The 19,565-nt window shown below is 51.0% G+C and carries 16 protein-coding genes and 1 rRNA gene; 12 read left to right on the top strand and 5 right to left on the bottom strand.

The features are described 5' to 3' along the window. Positions 1-66 precede the first annotated feature (66 nt). The 3 genes from V2P20_RS12360 to proC are packed head-to-tail and all read right to left on the bottom strand — an operon-like array spanning position 67 to position 1,771. Complete coding sequence (locus V2P20_RS12360) at positions 67-372, bottom strand: DUF167 family protein (RefSeq protein ID WP_194969438.1); 306 nt, start codon at positions 370-372, stop codon at positions 67-69. Then, complete coding sequence (locus V2P20_RS12355) at positions 369-944, bottom strand: YggT family protein (protein ID WP_331818730.1); 576 nt, start codon at positions 942-944, stop codon at positions 369-371. The genes V2P20_RS12360 and V2P20_RS12355 overlap by 4 nt, the downstream gene beginning before the upstream one ends. Next, positions 944-1,771, bottom strand: a complete 828-nt coding sequence (proC, locus tag V2P20_RS12350; RefSeq protein WP_331818728.1) for a pyrroline-5-carboxylate reductase — start codon at positions 1,769-1,771, stop codon at positions 944-946. The genes V2P20_RS12355 and proC overlap by 1 nt, the downstream gene beginning before the upstream one ends. A gap of 126 nt (positions 1,772-1,897) precedes the next feature. Here proC and V2P20_RS12345 point away from each other — a divergent pair, with 126 nt between their 5' ends. The 9 genes from V2P20_RS12345 (at position 1,898) to V2P20_RS12305 (ending at position 12,451) form a co-directional block, all read left to right on the top strand. Next, positions 1,898-2,890: a spore photoproduct lyase family protein gene (locus tag V2P20_RS12345; protein WP_331818727.1), complete on the top strand. Its 993-nt coding sequence runs from the start codon at positions 1,898-1,900 to the stop codon at positions 2,888-2,890. Then, on the top strand, positions 2,878-3,594 hold the full coding sequence (locus V2P20_RS12340) for an SDR family oxidoreductase (protein WP_331818725.1): 717 nt from the start codon (positions 2,878-2,880) through the stop codon (positions 3,592-3,594). The genes V2P20_RS12345 and V2P20_RS12340 overlap by 13 nt, the downstream gene beginning before the upstream one ends. Further along, entirely contained in the window at positions 3,588-5,192 is a 1,605-nt protein-coding gene (locus V2P20_RS12335) for an NAD-binding protein (RefSeq protein ID WP_331818723.1), read from the top strand. Before V2P20_RS12340 ends, V2P20_RS12335 begins: the two co-directional genes overlap by 7 nt. Then, positions 5,189-5,890 (top strand): NAD-binding protein, encoded by a 702-nt coding sequence (locus tag V2P20_RS12330; protein WP_331818721.1) that lies wholly within the window; start codon positions 5,189-5,191, stop codon positions 5,888-5,890. The genes V2P20_RS12335 and V2P20_RS12330 overlap by 4 nt, the downstream gene beginning before the upstream one ends. Then, positions 5,875-6,381, top strand: coding sequence for a disulfide bond formation protein B (locus tag V2P20_RS12325; protein WP_331818719.1), 507 nt, complete (start codon positions 5,875-5,877; stop codon positions 6,379-6,381). The genes V2P20_RS12330 and V2P20_RS12325 overlap by 16 nt, the downstream gene beginning before the upstream one ends. A 143-nt stretch (positions 6,382-6,524) precedes the next feature. Continuing rightward, positions 6,525-7,331 (top strand): methyltransferase, encoded by an 807-nt coding sequence (locus V2P20_RS12320; protein WP_331818718.1) that lies wholly within the window; start codon positions 6,525-6,527, stop codon positions 7,329-7,331. 370 nt (positions 7,332-7,701) lie between these two features. Continuing rightward, positions 7,702-9,927, top strand: a complete 2,226-nt coding sequence (locus V2P20_RS12315) for a primosomal protein N' (RefSeq protein ID WP_331818874.1) — start codon at positions 7,702-7,704, stop codon at positions 9,925-9,927. Positions 9,928-10,003: 76 nt separating this feature from the next. Then, positions 10,004-11,764: an arginine--tRNA ligase gene (argS, locus tag V2P20_RS12310; protein ID WP_331818716.1), complete on the top strand. Its 1,761-nt coding sequence runs from the start codon at positions 10,004-10,006 to the stop codon at positions 11,762-11,764. A 3-nt stretch (positions 11,765-11,767) separates the two neighbouring features. Then, a complete protein-coding gene (locus V2P20_RS12305; protein ID WP_331818714.1) occupies positions 11,768-12,451 on the top strand; it encodes an SPOR domain-containing protein in 684 nt (227 codons plus the stop codon). Between the two features lie 43 nt (positions 12,452-12,494). Here the strand turns inward: V2P20_RS12305 and V2P20_RS12300 are convergent, their stop codons facing one another. Continuing rightward, the gene (locus tag V2P20_RS12300; RefSeq protein WP_331818712.1) at positions 12,495-14,885 is read right to left on the bottom strand and encodes an ATP-binding protein; all 2,391 of its coding nucleotides are present in this window, start codon (positions 14,883-14,885) and stop codon (positions 12,495-12,497) included. Positions 14,886-15,151: 266 nt separating this feature from the next. Here V2P20_RS12300 and lnt point away from each other — a divergent pair, with 266 nt between their 5' ends. The 3 genes from lnt to V2P20_RS12285 all read left to right on the top strand — a co-directional run bounded on the left by lnt (position 15,152) and on the right by V2P20_RS12285 (position 19,402). After that, positions 15,152-16,720: an apolipoprotein N-acyltransferase gene (gene lnt, locus V2P20_RS12295; protein ID WP_331818710.1), complete on the top strand. Its 1,569-nt coding sequence runs from the start codon at positions 15,152-15,154 to the stop codon at positions 16,718-16,720. A gap of 300 nt (positions 16,721-17,020) precedes the next feature. After that, positions 17,021-18,112: a triose-phosphate isomerase gene (locus tag V2P20_RS12290; protein ID WP_194969425.1), complete on the top strand. Its 1,092-nt coding sequence runs from the start codon at positions 17,021-17,023 to the stop codon at positions 18,110-18,112. Positions 18,113-18,490: 378 nt separating this feature from the next. Next, positions 18,491-19,402 (top strand): SDR family oxidoreductase, encoded by a 912-nt coding sequence (locus V2P20_RS12285; protein WP_331818708.1) that lies wholly within the window; start codon positions 18,491-18,493, stop codon positions 19,400-19,402. Positions 19,403-19,460: 58 nt separating this feature from the next. On the opposite strand, the gene rrf is transcribed toward V2P20_RS12285, so the two are convergent. Then, a 5S ribosomal RNA gene (gene rrf / locus V2P20_RS12280) occupies positions 19,461-19,565 on the bottom strand; the annotation flags it as partial.

The raw sequence follows: 19,565 nt of genomic DNA, 5'->3' as shown, positions 1-19,565 counted from the left end.
GATCTTTACGGAGTTGAAACACAAAGTAAAGATAGCAGATATCCCTGGCTTTGCCCGAGCCGATCTTTAGCTTAACGAGATATCAAACCGCAACGGTTCGGGCAAATCAGGCAATTTACGCGGCGAGTCAATGGCGACGCGCTTTTCCCGCCCCGATTCGCCCGATATGAGCGTGCAGGCGGATTTGCTGACGCCGAATTCGCCGGCTATGAATTTGAGCAAATGCTGATTGGCCCTGCCGTCAATCGGCGGGGCCTTGATTCGCAGCTTTAGCCGGTCACCGTGCAACCCCGCCCATTCGTCCTTGCTGGCTTTAGGTTGAACATGGAGATTCAGGGTCAAAACGCCCTGTTCATAGAAATACCAGTTCATCCGATCAAACTGGCCAATTCCTGCAACGGCGGCAAAATAAGCATTTTTGCCAGTTGCAGCAACAGCAGCGCGACCAGCGGCGACAGATCGATGCCGCCCAGGTCGGGAATAAAGCGGCGGCAAACATTGAGCAAAGGCTCGGTCAGGCTGTACAGGATGGAGGCAGCCGCATTGAACGTACCCGGATTCAGCCAGCTGAGCAGGGCTCTGGCGAAGACGGCGAAGATGAAGATATTGATCAGCAGCGAAACCAACTGCGTCATCGACAATATCGCCAGTGCTCCGATGCCGATCGATACGCCTTTCAGCATCAAGATCGAGAAATCGGCCAGCATCTGCAGCGCCAGCACCAGCACCAGCGACGAGGTATCGATTTTGCCGATAGGCGGCACGAAGCGGCGCAATATCCTCAGCGGCGGATGCGTCGCCTTGACCAGAAACTGGGAGATCGGGTTGTAAAATTCGGCGCCGCACCACTGCAGCAGAAAACGCAGCATGACCGCCAGGATATACAGGGAAAACAGCGTATCGATGATAAAAATAGCCGGGTTGGTTACATAAGTAGAGTCCATCAACTGTTCTCCATTGGTTTAGACATTTCGATAGAGCGGTCCCTTGCGGCATGCATGGCCTTTGAAACCAGTTCGGTGAATCCGCCCTGTTCGAACGTTTCTATGGCGCGTTGCGTAGTGCCGCCCGGCGAAGTCACGCGCTTGCGCAACTGTTCCGGCGATTCGGATGATTCCAGGGCTATTTTGGCGGCGCCCAGCGCCGTTTGCTGAACCAGCAGGCGCGCGGTGTGTTTATCCAGTCCCAGTTCCTCAGCGGCTTTTTCCATGGCCTCCATGAGCAGAAAGTAATAAGCAGGACCGCTGCCCGAAACGGCCGTCACGGCATCCAAATCGCTTTCATCGTCAACCCATAGCGAAATGCCGACCGAACGCATGATGTTCTCGGCCAGATCGCGTTGCTCCTCGGTGACATTGCGGTTGGCATGCAGCCCTGTAGCGCCGGTCAAGACCAGAGCCGGCGTATTGGGCATGCAGCGGACGATGGCCGTATCGGCGCCCAGCCATGCACCGAGGCTGGCCTGAGTGATGCCGGCCGCAATGGATACGACCAGAGGTTTCTTGTGCTGGATCAGGCCGGCCACGCTTTCGGCCACCTGGCGCAGTACCTGCGGCTTGACGGCCAGCACTACGACTTCGGCCTCCTGAATGACGGTCTCGTTGTCCGGCGCAATATTGACTTGCAGGTTGGCCGCCAGAGAGGCCAATTGGTCCTTGTTGATATCCGATACCCAAAGCTGCTGCGGGGAATGGCCGCTGGCAATCAGTCCGCTCATCAGACTGGATGCCATATTGCCGCCGCCGATAAAACCTATTTTTTGTGTTTTCATGTGTACAGTGTATTTGGTTAGGGTTAAAAGTATTTTAACCTATATAGGGTCTGTGCAATCAATCACAAGTCTTTTAATATATGCGCCGCTGTGCTGCATTAAGCGCTCGCCATTACCACAGAGCCCATGATTGAAACCATTTATATTGAAGAAAACATCCGCAAGCACGCCCGCGTTATCGACATTATTGCCCGTTTTCCGCACGCCCGAACCATTACCTGCGAGCGTTATGCCCAGGTCTTTAATCCCAAGGCCCAGAATTTCCGGCTGCAAAAACAGAAACCGGCCCTGATTCTGGCCGAGAAATACAAAAATTTCGTGCTCGAGGCGCCCGCCGGCTACGGCATCGGAGCGGCGAGAAACTATTACTTCTCGCACATGCTGAACTGTTTGTATGACTGCCGTTACTGTTTTCTGCAAGGCATGTACCAATCGGCCAATTATGTGCTGTTCGTCAATTATGAGGATTTTCAGCAGGAAATCAGGCAAGTCTGCAGTGCCGCGCCGGCCGATCCGATCCATTTTTTCTCGGGCTACGACTGCGACAGCCTGGCGCTGGAGCCGGTCACACGCTTTGCCGAGCAGTTTCTGCCGGTTTTCGAGGCCATTCCGAATGCCTGGCTGGAGTTAAGAACCAAAAGCACGCAGATCAGAAGCCTGCTGGCCCGCGAACCGGCTCCGCGCTGCATCGTCGCCTTCAGCCTGTCGCCCGATGAGATAGCGGCCAAGGTCGAGGCCAAAGCGCCGCCTGTGCAGCGCCGTCTCGAAGCTTTGCGCCGGTTGCAGGCTCAGGGCTGGCTGGTGGGCTTGCGTTTCGATCCGCTGATTTACCAGGCAGGCTACCGGCAACAGTACCGGCAACTGTTCGGGCAGGTCTTCGCCGGCCTGGATTTAAACCGCCTGCATTCGGTCAGCCTGGGCGTTTTCCGGCTGCCGGAGGGCTATTTCAAAAAAGTGCACAATCTTTATCCCGAAGAGAAACTGTTCTCTAGCCCGATGGTCACTCAGAGAGGCATGGTTTCTTATCGCCAGGATCTGGAGCAGGAAATGATGCAATACTGTACGGAGCAATTGTTAACTTATATTCCTGAAAGCAAATTTTTTCCATGCACACTGTAAAACGCACCGTGCTGGTTACAGGCGCCAGCTCGGGCATAGGCCGGGCCATCGCCAGAAACCTGCTGAACCAGGGCCATCACGTGATCGGCCTGTCGCGCGACCGTACGCGCTTTACCCGGTCCATGACAAACTTCAGTTCCGTCCAGCTGGATTTGAGCCAGTTGCATGAACTGCCGCAAAAGCTGCGCGAATTGGCACAGGCTTTCCCCGATATCGATACGGTAGTCTTTTCGGCCGGCCGGGGGCAGTTCGGCTCGGTCGAAGAGTTCTCTTACGAGCAGATCGAAGCGCTCATGACCATAAACTTTACCAGCCAGGCTTTTCTGACGCGTGCCCTGCTGCCTTCCCTGAAACGCAAAGCACGCAGCGATCTGATTTTTATCGGTTCGGAAGCGGCGCTGAAAGGCAGCCGCAAGGGCGCGGTCTACTGTGCCAGCAAATTCGCCGTGCGCGGCTTTACCCAGGCGCTGCGCGAAGAGTGCGGCCGGAGCAACGTACGCATCTGCCTGATCAATCCGGGCATGGTTAAAACGGAATTCTTTGAACAGCTGTCCTTTGAGCCGGGCGATGAGGCCAGCAATTATCTGGTGCCGGAAGATGTCGCCGAAACGGTCGCCTACGTACTGAATTCCCGCACCCAGATTGTCATCGACGAGATCAATCTGAATCCTTTGAACAAAGTCGTCAAGTTTAAAAAATGCTGACGCGGCTGATCGTCTACTTTGCTTATTCGCTGAGAGCATCCGCGCAGTACGGGCAAACCAAACAATTTTTCTATAATCTGCTGGAAAATCCGCGCAGCCGGCTAAAAACCTATTTTGATGTATTCATGATAGGCGTAGTCGTGCTGAGCGTTTTAATGCTGATCTATGAAGCCCAAAAAGCGCCCGATGGCGCAGCTTTGTTAATCGAACAGGTAACAGTCACGCTTTTCATTGTCGAATACCTGCTGCGCGTCTGGCTTTACGACGACAGTCATAAAATCATTCTGAACCAGTACGAGAGAGCCGAGTATTTAAACATTCCGTTTCACCTTGGCCGCGCTGTCAGGCTGATCCTTGCCAAGAAGATCGAATATATGCTGACGCCGCTGGCCGTGATCGATTTGCTGGCCATCCTGCCCAGTTACCGGGCCTTGCGACTGCTGCGCCTGTTTGTTATTTTCCGATTGTTCAAGTTGTTCCGGTATTTCAACAGCATCCAGTTATTCGCCTCGGTCCTGGCCAGCAAGCGCTTTGAACTTTACACGCTGGTCATCTTCCTGGGCTTTCTGATCTTTATCGGCAGCATCGGCATTTATTTGTTCGAGAATCCAATCGATGGCGGTAACATCCAGAACCTGTTTGACGCCTTTTACTGGTCCATCGTCACGCTGTCGACGGTCGGTTATGGCGATATCACGCCACAAACGCCGGGCGGGCGGCTGATCACGATGGCCTTGATTTTCACCGGACTGGGCGTTATCTCTTTTTTCACTTCGATCATTGTGTCGGCATTCAGCGACAAGCTGCATGTCATGCGCGAAAACAGAACCTATACCGAGCTGAGCCGATATGACAGTTTTGTTATAATCTGCGGCTTTGGCCGGGTCGGACAGCACATTGCCAGACAGCTCGAAAAAGACAAGCAGCATTTTGTCGTGATTGATAAGCAGGAAGCCAATGCGTTAAAAGCCAGTGAACTGGGGTATCTGGCCATTCACAGTGACGCCAGCGAGAATGACGTGCTGGAGCACGCCGGCATCAATAAGAAGGCCACGGCGATTTTATGTACGACCGGCGATGACGTCACGAATGTTTACATTACGTTGACCAGTCGTCATTTAAATGCAGGCATCCGGATTATTTCCCGGGTAAATAAACCGCAAAATGTAAAAAAACTTTATCAGGCCGGTGCGACCAGTGTCATTCAACCGTTCGAAATAGCCGGCATGGTAGCGGCCGAGTATGTCGGCCAATCGGTCGCCTTTGAGGCTATTCTAGGTATCATCCGTGAAGAAAAGCCTATAGTCATAGAAACGGTGCCTGTACATGCCGGCTCTTTTATTGAAAATTTGAAAATTTCTGAAATTGACTTTGAACAAAGAAAACTGATGCTGGTCGGTATCATCAGCATGAATCCGATGCATCTCATACATAAGCCCAGCTATCCGATAAAAAACCAGTGTTTTTATTTCAATCCGGCTCCCCATTTCGAAGTGCAGGCTGGAGACCTGCTGGTGGTTATAGGCAGGCGCTATGGCATTGACTATTTTCGCAATCAGATAGAAAGAAGCCGCCTAAAAATAGGGCTAAGACCATGAAGCGCGTTGCCGTATTCGGCTACAGCATTATGGCGCTGGAAACCATGCGTCGCCTGAATCAATCACTATACCGCCTTATTTTTATCGGCAATAATGATACGGAAGCAAGCCTGGTTTCAGAGCAGGGTTTTGAGGTAGCCGTCATTGATTTTCGCGATGACGATGCGCTCAGAGCCATCGGTATCGGCGAGAATATCGATGTCATCTTCTGCTTTTATCCCGATGATGCCGACAATGTGTTCCTGACGATTTCGGCGCGCGCCCTTGCCAAGAATCTGACTATTATTGCCAGTGTCGATGCGCCGGAATCGGCGGAAAAATTACTGTCTGCGGGCGCCGACAAGATTATCGACCCTTACGAGATCTGTGGCAGAAAGACGCATGAAATGCTGACTAAACCCGATATCACGACATTGCTTGATGATACTGTGTTCGGACGGCATGATTTGAATATGGCGCAGATAGAAATCGTGAAAGGGTCCTGCCTTGAAAATACCAGGCTCAGCGATTTAAAACTTCATACGAAATATAACCTGCTTCTTATCGGCGTCGTCGATAAGGCAGTAGATAAGGAATTGCATTTTGCAATCGGTGAGAAAGAACATAATCTGGATGCGGGCGATGTTCTGGTAGTCATGGGCCCGGCGCGGGAAATTCGATTATTTAAAGAAGAAGTGGAAGCATGTACAAATTACTAAAATTTAATTCGAGAATCTGGTTTTTATTAGGTTTCCTTGGCTGCGCCACATTGCTGGCGATAGGTGCTTACCTGCAGTTTATTGAAGAGCAGGAACCCTGCCCGCTGTGTATCTCGCAGCGTATCGCCATTCTTCTGACCGGCATCGTGTTTTTAATCGCCGCGGTGCACAACCCTGGCCGGACCGGCATAAAGGTTTATTCGATCATAGGCGCGCTGACCGCGCTGGCCGGTGCGTCCATTTCAACGCGTCACGTCTGGCTGCAGCATTTGCCGCCTGAGGAAGTGCCGGAATGCGGCCCCGGACTTGAATATGTTTTCGATAATTTCCCTTTGTCCGAAACCATTAGGCTAATGCTGAGCGGCACCGGCGATTGCGCTCAAGTATCATGGACATTGCTGGGTTTAAGCATTCCCGAATGGACATTGATCGCTTTCTTAATGCTGGCGTTGTTGAGTCTGATGCAAATCTGGAACCCTGAAAACCAATAGCCAGAACAAAAAATCAGCAGGCATGCACAATCCTTGGGAAGCGCTTCGGTAACCCTATGCGCTGCTGGATTCCCGCTACAATTGTGTTCAACAACTACTTTAAAATTTATTGTTGGCCATGGCCAATAAGCGAGATCAAAATAATGAAAAAAGTTTTACTGGCGCTACTGCTGGCTGGCAGCTTCTCGTCTTCGCAAGCCGCCGATGATAACAGCATGTTGCCTAAGATCATTGCCGGCGCTCATCGCTCGGCCGAGCACAAAGCCAGGGATAAATACCGGCATCCGCAGGAAACGTTGGAATTCTTTGAAGTCAAAGACAATATGACCGTCGTCGAAATCTGGCCCGGCAGCGGCTGGTATACGGAAATCCTGGCGCCTTATCTGAAAAAACACGGCAAACTGTATGCGGCGCATTTCTCAGCCGATGCCGAGGAACCTTATTTCAAGAAAAGCCTGAATGAGTATAAGGCCAAACTGAAGAAACAGCCGGATCTGTACAGCAAAGTCGAGTTAACGGAGCTGCAGCCGCCCGAAAAAGTGAAAATAGCGCCGGACGGCTCGGCCGATCGGATTTTAACATTCCGCAATGTCCACAACTGGATGAAGAACGGCCAGGCATCCACGGTATTCAATGCCATGTATAAAGCCCTGAAGCCCGGCGGTATCCTGGGCGTCGTAGAGCATAGGAACTCCCCTAAAAAACTGCAGGACCCGAGCGCCGCCTCGGGTTATGTCAGCGAGGATTATATCATTGCACTGGCCAGAAAAGCGGGATTTGAATTTCTGGGCAAATCCGAAATCAACGCCAACAGTAAAGATAACAAAGATTATCCCGAAGGCGTCTGGACCTTGCCGCCAACTTTGAAACTGAAACAACAGGACCGCGAAAAGTACCTGGAGATCGGCGAGAGCGACAGGATGACGATTAAATTCATCAAGCCCAGATAACAGGACAGACGGCCGGACTCAGCCGGCCATAATTTGACAGGCCGAGCCATGATTTCTGTTAATTACACACATCAAGCCGGCCTCAAATAAATTCAGCAAGCAATATCTGATCACTGTCAGATATTTCTTTACAAGACTTTGAAATATAACAAAATAATATTTTTTACTTAAAATTATGCTGGCCAAAAAACTGTATTAAAAACGGTCATTAAGCTGATTTAGAAACCGGTTACCCACAGAGTTATCCACAGCTTTTGTGGATAACTCATTGGCTGAACCATAGGCCTGATTGCAATAGAGACCGGAAATGGTTGCATGGGCGGCTATTTGCCCTTCTGCGAACAATAACTATAAACCTCATTTAACCACTATGGCCAAACCGCCCGGCGGGAACGAACTGATTTTCAGAGTCGCCATTCCCGCGCCTTTCTATCGATTGTTTGATTACCTTGCCCCGGCCGAAACAGGCCCCGGCCCCGTCCTGCCCGGCATGCGCCTGGAGGTGCCTTTCGGCAAAGGCAGCAAAGTCGCTTTTCTGGTTGCCATAACGCAGCACAGCGAGTTCGACAACAGCAAATTAAAACGCGTCACGCGCATTCTGGACGATGAGCCGCTGCTGTCGTCCAAAGACTTGCGCCTGCTGCACTGGGCCAGCAGCTATTACCATCATCCTTTGGGCGAAGTTTTCAGCGCCGCCTTTCCGGTCTCGCTGCGCCAGGGCAAGCCGGCCGAACTGCATGTAGAAAAGTGCTATGCCTTGACAGAGCAAGGCAAAACTATTGACGGCAACCGGTTGAATCGTGCGCCCAAACAAAAAAGCGTCCTGGAAAAATTTCAATGCCATGCCGGCAGCCTGTCTGAAACCGAATTGTCGTTATGGAATGAAAACTGGCGGCCGGCCGTGAAAACCTTGGTCGATAAGCGACTACTTGAGATCAGTAAGCCTGACGCTGCGCCCGGCCCCGGCTTGCTGACTCGCGACAGCGCGCTGCAGTGCAATGCACAGCAGCAAGCCGCCATTGATGCCGCCTGTGAATCGCTGGGGCAGTTCGCTGTTTTTCTACTGGAGGGCGTAACCGGCAGCGGCAAGACCGAAGTATACATGCAGATTATCCGGCATGTACTCGAGCGCGGCCAGCAGGTGCTGGTCCTGTTGCCGGAAATTACGCTTACGCCGCAGCTTGAAGAACGGTTCCGGCAGCGCTTTGCCGTCACCATTGCGGTATCGCATTCCAAGTTGACCGACGGACAGCGGCAAAACGCCTGGCTCCAGATGCAACAAGGCGTCTGTTCGATTTTGCTGGGCACCCGCTCGGCATTATTCACACCGCTGAGAAATCCCGGCCTGATCATTCTGGATGAAGAGCATGACGCCTCGTTCAAGCAACAGGAAGGCTTTCGTTTCTCGGCGCGCGACGTCGCGGTCGTGCGCGGCAAGCTGCTGAATATTCCGGTGTTGCTCGGCTCCGCAACGCCGTCGCTGGAAAGCCTGCATAATGTCGATCGACGCCGTTATCACCTGCTGCATCTGCCTGAAAGAGCCGGCAATGCCACAGCGCCGATCCTGCAACTGCTCGATATCCGCAACAAGCGCATGCAGGAAGGTCTGTCCGAGGCACTGATTGAGGACATCCGGAAAACCCTGGCGAGAAACGAACAGGTTCTGCTGTTCCTGAACCGGCGCGGCTATGCCCCGACCCTGATCTGCCATGGCTGCGGCTGGGTTGCACGCTGCCGGCGCTGCGACGCCAATCTGGTCATCCATTATGACGAAAGTTTGCTGCGCTGCCATCATTGCGCCCAGGAACAACCATTGATCCAGAGATGTGTGGCCTGCGAAACCGGCGAACTGACGCCGCTAGGCCTGGGTACCGAGCGCGTCGAAAAAGTACTGGCCACACTGTTTCCGGATAGAATGATCGTGCGCCTGGATCGCGATTCGACTCAGCGCAAAGGCACACTGGAAAACTATCTGCAACAAATCAACCAGGGCTGCGTAGATATCATTCTGGGCACACAGATGCTGGCTAAAGGCCATCATTTTCCGAATGTAACGCTGGTGGCGATTCTCGATGTCGACAGCGGCCTGTTCAGCATCGATTTTCATGCGGCCGAAAAACTGGCGCAGATGATCGTGCAAGTTTCAGGGCGGGCCGGACGCGCCGAAAAGCCCGGCAAAGTGATCATGCAGACCCGCAAACCCGAGCATCCTTTGCTGACGACATTAATCAGGCAAGGCTATAGCGATTTCGCCAGAACGGCTTTGGCAGAGCGCAAAGAAGCTTCATTGCCGCCTTTCAGCTATCAGGCGCTGCTGAGGGCGCAGGCCCTGGACAATAAAATGCCGCCTTTGTTTCTGGAAGCGGTGGGCAAGCTGGCCCGACAATACAGTCAGGGACATATCCAGATCCTGGGTCCGGTTGCGGCGCCCATGACCAAGCGCGCCGGACTTTACCGCTACCAATTGCTGTTTCAGAGCACAAGGCGTCAAGCCTTGCATGCCTTGCTCGATGGCTTGATGCCGGAAATTGAAAAACTCAAGCAGGCCAAAAAAGTGCGTTGGTCGCTGGATATCGATCCGGTGGATCTGTATTGATGTTGTTTGAATGGATAATCAGATGATTTTCATGGATAATGTGGCACTTATTTGATCTACTTACCGCAATGAAGCAATGAAACAAAAGATAGAGGCACTTATCCTGCAAGCCGTTGAAACACTTAAAAATCGAGGTGTTCTGAGTCAGGAAATTACCCCGCGCATTAACATTGAACGCACCCGCGATCCGCAGCATGGCGATTTTGCTTCAAACCTGGCATTGACCCTGGCTAAGCCGGCAAAATCAAATCCCCGACAACTGGCCGAGCAAATCATGGCCGCACTGCCCCAGCATGAGGCGATTACCAAGGTTGAGCTGGCCGGCCCGGGGTTTATCAATTTCTTTGTCAATGCCAACGCCCAATATCAGATTATCAAACAGATTCATGATGAAGGCCGTAGTTTCGGTTTGAGCACTATCGGCGCCGGCCAAAAGGTTCAGGTTGAGTTTGTTTCCGCCAATCCGACCGGGCCGCTGCACGTAGGCCATGGCCGTGGCGCCGCTTATGGCTCGGTCGTTGCCGATTTGCTGGAGGCGACCGGTTTTGACGTGCACCGCGAATATTACGTCAACGACGCAGGCCGCCAGATGGATATTCTTGCTACCAGCATCTGGCTCAGATACCTGGAAGAGTGCGGCGAAGTGGTCAATTTCCCAAGCAATGGCTATCGGGGCGAGTATGTGCGCGATATCGCCTGGGATATTCATAAAAACGCCGGCAACGACTACCGCAGGCCTGCAGAGCTGGTGCTTGAAAATATACCGGCAGACGAGCCGCACGGCGGCGATAAGGAAGAGCATATCGATGCGCTGATCGCCAGAACCAAAACCCTGCTCGGGCCGTCGCTGTACCGTGACCTCTTTCAAATCGGTTTGGACACGATCCTTGACGACATCAGGCTTGACCTGCAAGAGTTTGGTGTCGACTATCAGGAATGGTTCTCGGAGCGTCAGTTAATGGAGGACGGTTCGGTGGGGCAAGCGCTGGAACGCCTGCGCGCCGGCGGTCATCTTTATGAAAAGGATGGCGCAACCTGGTTTGCATCGGCCGAACTGGGCGATGAAAAAGACCGGGTTGTAGTCAGGGAAAACGGCCAGACCACCTATTTCGCTTCCGACATCGCCTACCATATGAACAAGCTGGACCGTGGTTTCGACCGCATCGTCAATATCTGGGGCGCCGATCATCACGGCTATATTCCCAGAGTCAGGGCGGCCATGACCGCGCTGGGCGCCGATGAATCCAAACTGAAGGTTCTGCTGGTGCAGTTTGCAGTGCTCTACCGCGGCGAGGAAAAAGTCCAGATGTCCACGCGTTCCGGCGAATTTGTCACGCTGCGGCAACTGCGCAACGAGGTCGGCAAGGATGCGGCGCGTTTCTTTTATGTCATGCGCCGGTCGGAACAGCATATGGACTTCGACCTGAAGCTGGCGACCTCGCGCTCCAATGAAAACCCCGTGTTTTATGTGCAATACGCTTATGCCAGGGTGTGCAGCGTATTCCGCCAACTTGACGAAAAGGATTGGGACAGAAATCTGCTGCTGGGCATGGAGAATCTGGATCGGTTGACCGAAGAGCATGAAATCGATCTGATCGGCACACTGGCGCGCTATCCTGAAGTGCTGGAGCGATCGGCGCTTCAGTATGAGCCGCATCAATTGATCCAGTATCTGCGCGAGCTGGCGACCGAGTTTCATACGTACTACAATGCCCATCAATTCCTCGTTGAGGATGCCGCGCTTCGCGACGCCAGATTGAATTTGATCAGCGCCGTGAGACAAGTCCTGGCAAACGGATTGGGACTGCTGAAGATCAACGCTCCAGAAGCAATGTGATATATGGCCATAGACTACAAACATAGAGCAACCCAGGGAAGAACAGCGCCGCGCGGGCAAAAACCAAGCCACCATGATAGCGTCGGGGTTTTTAAGTGGATGCTGATCACGGCGCTGATTATTGCTTTTGTAGTCTTTTTGGTTTATTTGCGCAACACGGGCTCTAAGCAGAGCGATCTCCCGCAGGTTGCGCTATCGGCAACAAAACCCGACAAAACTGAGCCGGTCAAAAAAGAACAGGCTCAGCAAAAGAAAGCAGCCGAGCCCGTGCATCAGCCGCCGCAGTTTGATTTCTACACTATTCTGCCGCAAAAGGAAGTGGTTGTGCCTGATTATGAAATCAAGACGCGCGCCCGCGAAGAACTCATCGGCAAGATCAAGGAGCCTCAAGATAAGACAGATCAAGCGATGGAGAGCCAAAATAAAGATGCCCAACATCAGGATAAAGGCGCTCAATATATGGTGCAGGCCGGCTCTTTCAGGGAATTTCAGGAGGCCGATAAATTAAGGGCCAAACTGGCCTTGATGGGCATTGAATCGCGCGTCGAGAAGGCGAAAGTCGGCGGCAATACCATTTGGTATCGCGTTAAAATGGGACCTTATGGCCATATGACCAGCGTCAATACGATCAGGACCCGCTTGAGGCAGAACGGCATCGATGTCATAGTAACCGAGTCCGGCCGTTAATCCGTGGCGCAGCTATTAAACGCAGTAGCTGCGCCTGACAGGCTCAGGTTGCCCCTTCCTCTTTATCCTCATCAAGCGCCATATCGGAGATCTCTTTTAATCTGAAAATGGCTTTGTAGTTAATACTGTTTTCTGGATAGTTGCCTTCGCTATCCGGTGAACCGGCCAGCTGATCAGTCAGTAACTCCAGGGTTTCATTGACATTGGACACCGCATAAACGGCAAACAAACCTTGAGCAACCGCATCCACGACTTCCTGCTTTAGCATCAGGTTACGTTTATTGGCGGCCGGAATGATAACGGCATGCTGGCCATTGAGGCCGCGCCCTTGGCAAAGCCGGAAGAACCCTTCTATTTTTTCATTGACGCCGCCTACAGCCTGGACTTCCCCATACTGGTTAATCGAGCCGGTCACGGCAAACGTTTGCTTGATCGGCGTGCGAGTCAGCGCCGAGATAAGACAGCAAAGTTCAGCCAGCGCCGCGCTGTCCCCATCGATATAGCCGTAGGATTGCTCGATGGCGATGCTGGCCGAAATGGCTAATGGAAATTGCTGGGCGTAACAGTCGCCCAGATAACCGGTCAAAATCATTACGCCTTTCGAGTGTATGGACTGGCCAAGCTCGGCTTCGCGCTCAATGTCGACGATGCCCCGAGAGCCCGGATAAACAGTCGCAGTGATGCGTGCAGGTGCGCCAAAACTGCTGCCGCCCACTTCCAGCACCGTCAGACCGTTGATCTTGCCAATCGCCGAGCCTTCGGTATCGATCAGTATCGTACCGACGAGCATTTCTTCGAGGACGTCCTGGGATAGTTTACCGTTACGCTGCTCTCTTGCCGCCAAAGCCTGTTCGACATGCACTCTATCGATCTGATCGGCCTGGGCTTTATGGCAGAACAGATTGGCTTCGCCGATGATGTCCAGCGAGTCATTGATGCGTGCAGAAAGATGGTACTGATTTTCGGAAAGCCGGCAGCTGTGCTCGATCAGGCCCTCAATAGCGGCACGTGACAGCGGCTTTGCCCCCGAGTCCGCGGCATGTTTGATCATCAGGATGGCAAAACGCTGTATCGATTCATCAGTCAATTGAATATAGCTGTCAAAATCGGCCAGCACTCTGAACATTTCGTTAAATTCGCTATCCAGCTCCTCCAGCAGATAATAGATCTCGGGAGAACCGACCAGGATGACTTTGACATTCAATGGGATCACCTCGGGCTTCAAGGTGATCGTATTAATGCCCAGTTCCGAATAGGGCGACTCGATTTCAATGCGGCCCGACTTCAGGGCCCGTTTAAGCCCTTCCCAGACGAAAGGATAAGTCAGCAGTTTTTCGGCATCCAGAATCAGATAACCGCCATTTGCCCGATGTAGGGAACCGGCGCAAATCCTGCGATAGTTAGTAACCAGCGTGCCTTGATCGCTGACATATTCGATACGCCCGAACAGGTTTTGATAAATCGGGTGAGATTCAAAAACAACGGGGGCGCCACTGTCCTGCTTGTAATCGACCAGAATATTGGGCATATAAAGCTCAGTCAGCATGAGCCGCTTGGCGGAAATATCTTTCTGTTCCAATGAACGGCCCGGCATCAGATAATCGGTAATCGTGATAACCAGGTTTTTTTTGATTTCGTCTAAAAACGTAACAGCGTCGTCAATATTTTGGTATTTATCATCCAGCTCTGAAAACAGCGGTTCTATAGCCAAGCTGATCGTATCATTGTCGAGTTGCCTGATTTTTTCCACTGTAGCTCGGCGCCACTGGGGCAGTTCGATCAATACATCGCCCAGATAGTCTTCCAGCTCTTCCACGTGTTTATGAAAAACTTCGCGCTCCGATTGCGGCAGCTGCATAAACAGGTCTTCATCCAGCGACTTATCGTCCTTGATAGGTGCAAATGTAATGGAATCGTTTTCTCTGAACAGAGCAATGTTCAGAGGCAGGGCCTTTTTTTCGACCAGATCAATGGCGCTGTTATAGCGCTGATTAAATTGCCGCTCAATCGCGCTCTTCTTTTGCTGGTAAGCAGGACTTTCAAAGACAGCCGGAAAAGTGACTAGCAAATTGTCGATCAATCGCTCTATATCCCTGCAAAGTTCTTGCCCATGCCCGGCCGGCAATTCAACTTTGACTGGCTCCCTGGGATTCTCGAAATTTTCCACATACGCATAGGTTGGCGGCGCGGGCAAACTTTGCGCAGTCGTATCAAGATGATTGGTGATCATGGTCAGCCGACCGCTCCCATGGTCGCCCATGACAAAAATATTATAACCGGGATTGCGCATCGCAACGCCGAATTCCAGTGCCGACTGGGCGCGGGCTTGCCCTAAAATAGTAGTTTGCTGCCTGGGAGCTTCCGGCAAGTCGATATGAGACAAATCAACATTTAATTTCAATGATTCAAGTGGAAGCTTTAGCGTAGTAGACATGGATAAAAATAACATCCCAAGGTTGCAAGGTAATCGGCGATTTTAGCATGTTGTATAGGAATTCCGGCAAGGCCAACACAGTTATGTATGAAATGTATTCTGAGAATACGCTGCAGTCAGCGGCCAGTAAATAATTTGCCGATACAGTTCTAATAATCTTGTATAAAAATACTTAGATAATAGACCACTTTGCAGGATAATCCCCGCCCATCGACAACATCTGCTCTTGCGCTTGTGTACAATAAAATATTTCATTAAAAACTGATATGAACGATTTTTCAGCTAGCAAAACCCGCCTCTGGTTGCTGCCGGTCCTGTCCGGCATTTTTATCGGCACCAGTTATATTCCTTTTCCGCCTTGGGCGTCTTTATTCTGCTTCGTGCCGTTGTGGATTTTCTGGAACCGGCAAACCAGCCTGAAAGGTGTTTTCTTGGGTGGATTGGTTACGTCCTTCATTTTTACACTGATCGGTTTTAACTGGGTCACTTATCTTTTGCATGAATTTGCGCATCTGGATTGGCCCGTAGCAGTCCTCGGCATGTTGCTCTATGCACTGATTGCGCACTTGTTTGTCCCTGTGGCGGGCATGTTGTGGTTTTGGGGGCGGCGCAAGTTCGCTTGGCCGGAACGGCTTTCGCTAGCGTTAATGGCATTGATCACCATTATATGCGAAGCTTACTCGCTGACCTTGTTTGACTGGAATTTCGGTTATTCCTGGTATGGTGCCGGCGTGCCTGTTTACCAATGGGCTGAAGTGATAGGCTTCAGCGGCCTCAGCGCTCTTACATTATTGTGCAATCTGCCGCTTTATATCGCCTGGCAGAAACGCCGGCAGGCCGCCGGTAAAAGAATTCTGATGGCTGTAGTCTGGGGTTTTGTCTTGCTGAACGCCGGCGGATTTTGGCTCAAAAACAGATTGCCTGAACCGGATGCCTCTTTTAAAGCGTTATTGGTCCAGGCCAATATCGGCAATTCGGAAAAACTCGCCGCCGAATTAGGCAGAGGCTATAGCCAGGAAATACTTAAACGGTATACTGATCTGACCGATCAGGCGCTAAAAGCAACAGAAGCAAAAGTCGACTTTGTACTGTGGCCGGAAACGGCTTTTCCGTCACTGTTGGGAGAGGACTTCAAATTCGATGCGCATCCGGCCCAATTAAGCCAATTTATTCGCGAGCGCGAACTGCCGCTGATTACCGGCGCTTATAGTGTCGATAGAGCCACCCGGCTGATTACGAATTCGCTGTTCGTGCTCGATAAAAACGGTGAAATAGTACCGCCTCATTACAGCAAATCCATCTTGCTGGCTTTCGGCGAATATATTCCTGGCGAACAATTCTTCCCGCAAATTCGCAACTGGCTGCCGCCGACCGGTCATTTTGCACGCGGACAGGGGCCTACGACTTTGTTACACTGGAATGGTTACAAGATGGGGCCGCAAATATGCTATGAAAGTCTTTTTCCCGGATTCGCGCGTTCCCTGGCTGAACTCGGGGCCCAGTTCATTGTCAACGTCACGAACGATGCTTGGTACGGCGCCTGGCAAGAACCCTATCAGCATATGTATATGACGCTGGCGCGAGGCGTCGAATTCCGAAGGCCTGTACTCAGAGCGACCAATACCGGCATTTCTACCGTATCTCTGGCATCCGGAGATATTCTGGAGCGTTCTCCATTACACCAAGCTTGGGCCGGCGTTTATGAAGTCCCTTATCTGACAAATCCGCCAGTCACTTTTTATCAAGAATGGTTCTGGTTGATGCCTTCTCTGCTTTGGACCGCGCTGATTGTACTCATCGGCATAGGAGTCCGTAATCGCTATCAAAAGCAATGAGATTTTGGTCGGTTTGCCCAACTATTTCTTGCTCTTCAGCATGAGTAAGGTGTAATGTTCGGAACGGTGGGAAAACATCCGATTCCGGTATCAGTTTCCTATCAAGGAATCGGAAGCAAAATGAGGTTCTTCGTGCCTCTGCTACGAACACTAGCTGAGAATTTCCAGACAGAAAAGTAAATTTTCACAGTCTGCGAAAATGCCGTATCACAACTTTTTGGTAGCACATGGCATTTTATTAATAGGGTAAGGGGCTAAAACCTCATACGGAAATTAATATTGGACTAAAAGGTACAATGCATGAAGACGGCAAATCCAAAGGCATATAGAAACTACTTCCGTCAAAGAACGGCAAACCAATGGCATAAAATCGAAGCCGAAGCCGGAATTCCCGGAGCGATCAGGCCGTTTCTGGCCGGTAACTGGAAAATGAATATGATTCCCCTGTCGGGTGTCGCCCTTACGGCAAGAATCCTGGATATCTGCCGCGGAATAAGAGATGTCGATATAGGCCTTGCACCTCCTTACACAGGACTTTCTACCCTGGCCGATTATATTAAACCGGATTTTCTCAGGACAGAATATGGCTTAGGCAGAAATGTATTTCTGCTGGCGCAAGATACGTTTTTTGAATCCAAAGGCGCATTTACCGGAGAAATTTCGCCCGAAATGCTGGGAGCCATTGGGGTCGACCGTGTCATAATTGGCCATTCGGACCGCAGAGCCAATCTAGGGAAATATTATGGTTTTGCCTCTAGTGTGGCCAGGCGTCTGACAGACAGCTTTCTTTCCGACAAGTTGAAGAAACTGAAAGCAAAAGACGGTGCCGATGCTCAAGTTATAGCAACTTTGGAATACCTGGTCGCCAAAGAGAATCGTAACCTCCTGACTGGATTGTCCCGGTTTTTGGAAGAAGAATTAAGAGAACGAGCCGGAGAAAGCGATCAATCCATTCAGCTAAAAATCCAGGCTGCTCTAGGCCAAGGGCTACAGGTCATTCTTTGCTGTGGTGAGAACAGAGAAGCCAGACTCGCAAATGAAACGTTCAGCTTGTTGGACCGGCAATTGCGAATGGCGTTTGAGGCCGTCTCGCCCAGAGCTGTCAGCGAAGTAATTATCGCTTACGAACCGGTATGGGCTATCGGTGAAGGAGCAAAACCCGCCACATTAGAGCAGATAAAAGAAGTACATGATTTCATTAGAAATCTTATTATGGACCTGTACGGCGAGCAAATCGCTTCATCCATAAGGATCCTGTACGGTGGAAATGTGAAGCCCGACAATATTGTCGATATCATGAATATTTCAGGTGTTGACGGAGCCTTGGTCGGCGGGGCGAGTTTAAAAGCCAATGATTTTGCCTCAATAATAAGATTTGGCCTGGATTCTTAAAACCTTTGGCCTAGCCAGACTATAGAGCTTATGCCTCTAAGGCTAAGCATCGGACATTTCTGTGTAGAACCCTCTTTAATTTCTCATTGAAGAGGGTATTTCCCCTCATAAGCAAAAAGCAATTCCTCCAACCAACTGTTGTGTATAAATATCAGGCTTTAGCGTGCGTTGCAAAACCAGCAAACATCAACGCTTAGCAGTCAAATTAACAAAGATGCCTGTTTTTGTGATGTTTCGGCTAATCCATAAAATGATTGAACAATTGAATTATGGAAGCATCTTAAAAAAGAAGTCAGGAATTTTAATTTAGCATTCGATATATTCTTTCTTAGTACGTGCGAAAAAGGTTATAAATATTTTTGATTAGGAGAGAGCTTAATGCCAAAAGAAAGCCAACCAAATTCTGAGGATAAACTAACTCCAAACGAAAAATATCCTAAAAGCCCAATGCCCGCCCAGCACCAGGAACGCCCCGGTGTTGAAGCGCAAATAACGCCACGGCCACAATATCTTGCGCCCGATTACAAAGGCTCGAGCAAATTAAAAGATAAAGTCGCCTTAATTACCGGCGGCGATTCGGGTATTGGTCGTGCCGTTGCTGTACTTTTCGCTCGCGAAGGTGCGGATTCCGCAATAACCTTTCTTCCATCTGAACAGATCGATGCTGAAGAAACTCAGCGGCAAGTCGAAAAAGAAGGTCGTCAATGCCTGTTAATCTCGGGCGATGTAACCAGCCTGGAGTTTTGTCAAAATGCTGTTGAAAAAACAGTCCATGAATTCGGCAAATTGAATATCTTAATCAACAATGCAGCTTATCAGCATAACCAGGAATCAATCGAAGATATTTCTGATGAACAATTTGATACCACTTTTAAAACCAATATTTACGGTTACTTTCGCATGGCAAAGGCAGCGCTCACACATCTGCAAGATGGCGATGCCATTATCAATTGCGGATCAATTACCGGTCTGGAAGGAAATAAACACCTAATTGACTATGCCTCTACCAAAGGCGCCATTCATGCTTTTACTAAATCACTGGCGCTGAATTTGGTCGAGAAAGGTATTCGCGTCAATTGCGTTGCGCCAGGCCCCGTCTGGACTCCACTCAATGTCGCAGATAAACCGGCGGAGCAAGTGGCTAAGCATGGTGCAAATACGCCAATGAAACGACCTGCACAACCGGAAGAAGTTGCTCCTGCGTTTGTCTTTTTCGCATCGCCAGCAGACTCGAGTTACATCACGGGCGAGATCCTGACCTTGCTGGGCGGGGAGACGCGGGCGGCCTGAGCGCGGCGGGCAAAAAAAAACCCGGGCCCTTGTTCGGGGTCCGGGTTTTCGGATAGGCGCTTGGCGATGCCCTACTTTCGCATGGCAAACGGCCACACTATCATCGGCGCTAAGCGGTTTCACTTCCGAGTTCGGGATGGGATCGGGTGGTTCACGCTCGCTA

The organism is Methylobacter sp. Wu1 (genome assembly GCF_036553575.1).
Lineage (GTDB): Bacteria > Pseudomonadota > Gammaproteobacteria > Methylococcales > Methylomonadaceae > Methylobacter.
This window is presented reverse-complemented; position numbering and strand designations above follow the sequence as displayed.

Excerpts from the sequence above, each read along its gene's own strand:
- V2P20_RS12360 (WP_194969438.1), bottom strand. The coding sequence starts at position 372 with ATGAACTGGTATTTCTATGAACAGGGCGTTTTGACCCTGAATCTCCAT.
- V2P20_RS12355 (WP_331818730.1), bottom strand. The coding sequence starts at position 944 with ATGGACTCTACTTATGTAACCAACCCGGCTATTTTTATCATCGATACG.
- proC (WP_331818728.1), bottom strand. The coding sequence starts at position 1,771 with ATGAAAACACAAAAAATAGGTTTTATCGGCGGCGGCAATATGGCATCC.
- V2P20_RS12345 (WP_331818727.1), top strand. The coding sequence starts at position 1,898 with ATGATTGAAACCATTTATATTGAAGAAAACATCCGCAAGCACGCCCGC.
- V2P20_RS12340 (WP_331818725.1), top strand. The coding sequence starts at position 2,878 with ATGCACACTGTAAAACGCACCGTGCTGGTTACAGGCGCCAGCTCGGGC.
- V2P20_RS12335 (WP_331818723.1), top strand. The coding sequence starts at position 3,588 with ATGCTGACGCGGCTGATCGTCTACTTTGCTTATTCGCTGAGAGCATCC.
- V2P20_RS12330 (WP_331818721.1), top strand. The coding sequence starts at position 5,189 with ATGAAGCGCGTTGCCGTATTCGGCTACAGCATTATGGCGCTGGAAACC.
- V2P20_RS12325 (WP_331818719.1), top strand. The coding sequence starts at position 5,875 with ATGTACAAATTACTAAAATTTAATTCGAGAATCTGGTTTTTATTAGGT.
- V2P20_RS12320 (WP_331818718.1), top strand. The coding sequence starts at position 6,525 with ATGAAAAAAGTTTTACTGGCGCTACTGCTGGCTGGCAGCTTCTCGTCT.
- V2P20_RS12315 (WP_331818874.1), top strand. The coding sequence starts at position 7,702 with ATGGCCAAACCGCCCGGCGGGAACGAACTGATTTTCAGAGTCGCCATT.
- argS (WP_331818716.1), top strand. The coding sequence starts at position 10,004 with ATGAAACAAAAGATAGAGGCACTTATCCTGCAAGCCGTTGAAACACTT.
- V2P20_RS12305 (WP_331818714.1), top strand. The coding sequence starts at position 11,768 with ATGGCCATAGACTACAAACATAGAGCAACCCAGGGAAGAACAGCGCCG.
- V2P20_RS12300 (WP_331818712.1), bottom strand. The coding sequence starts at position 14,885 with ATGTCTACTACGCTAAAGCTTCCACTTGAATCATTGAAATTAAATGTT.
- lnt (WP_331818710.1), top strand. The coding sequence starts at position 15,152 with ATGAACGATTTTTCAGCTAGCAAAACCCGCCTCTGGTTGCTGCCGGTC.
- V2P20_RS12290 (WP_194969425.1), top strand. The coding sequence starts at position 17,021 with ATGAAGACGGCAAATCCAAAGGCATATAGAAACTACTTCCGTCAAAGA.
- V2P20_RS12285 (WP_331818708.1), top strand. The coding sequence starts at position 18,491 with ATGCCAAAAGAAAGCCAACCAAATTCTGAGGATAAACTAACTCCAAAC.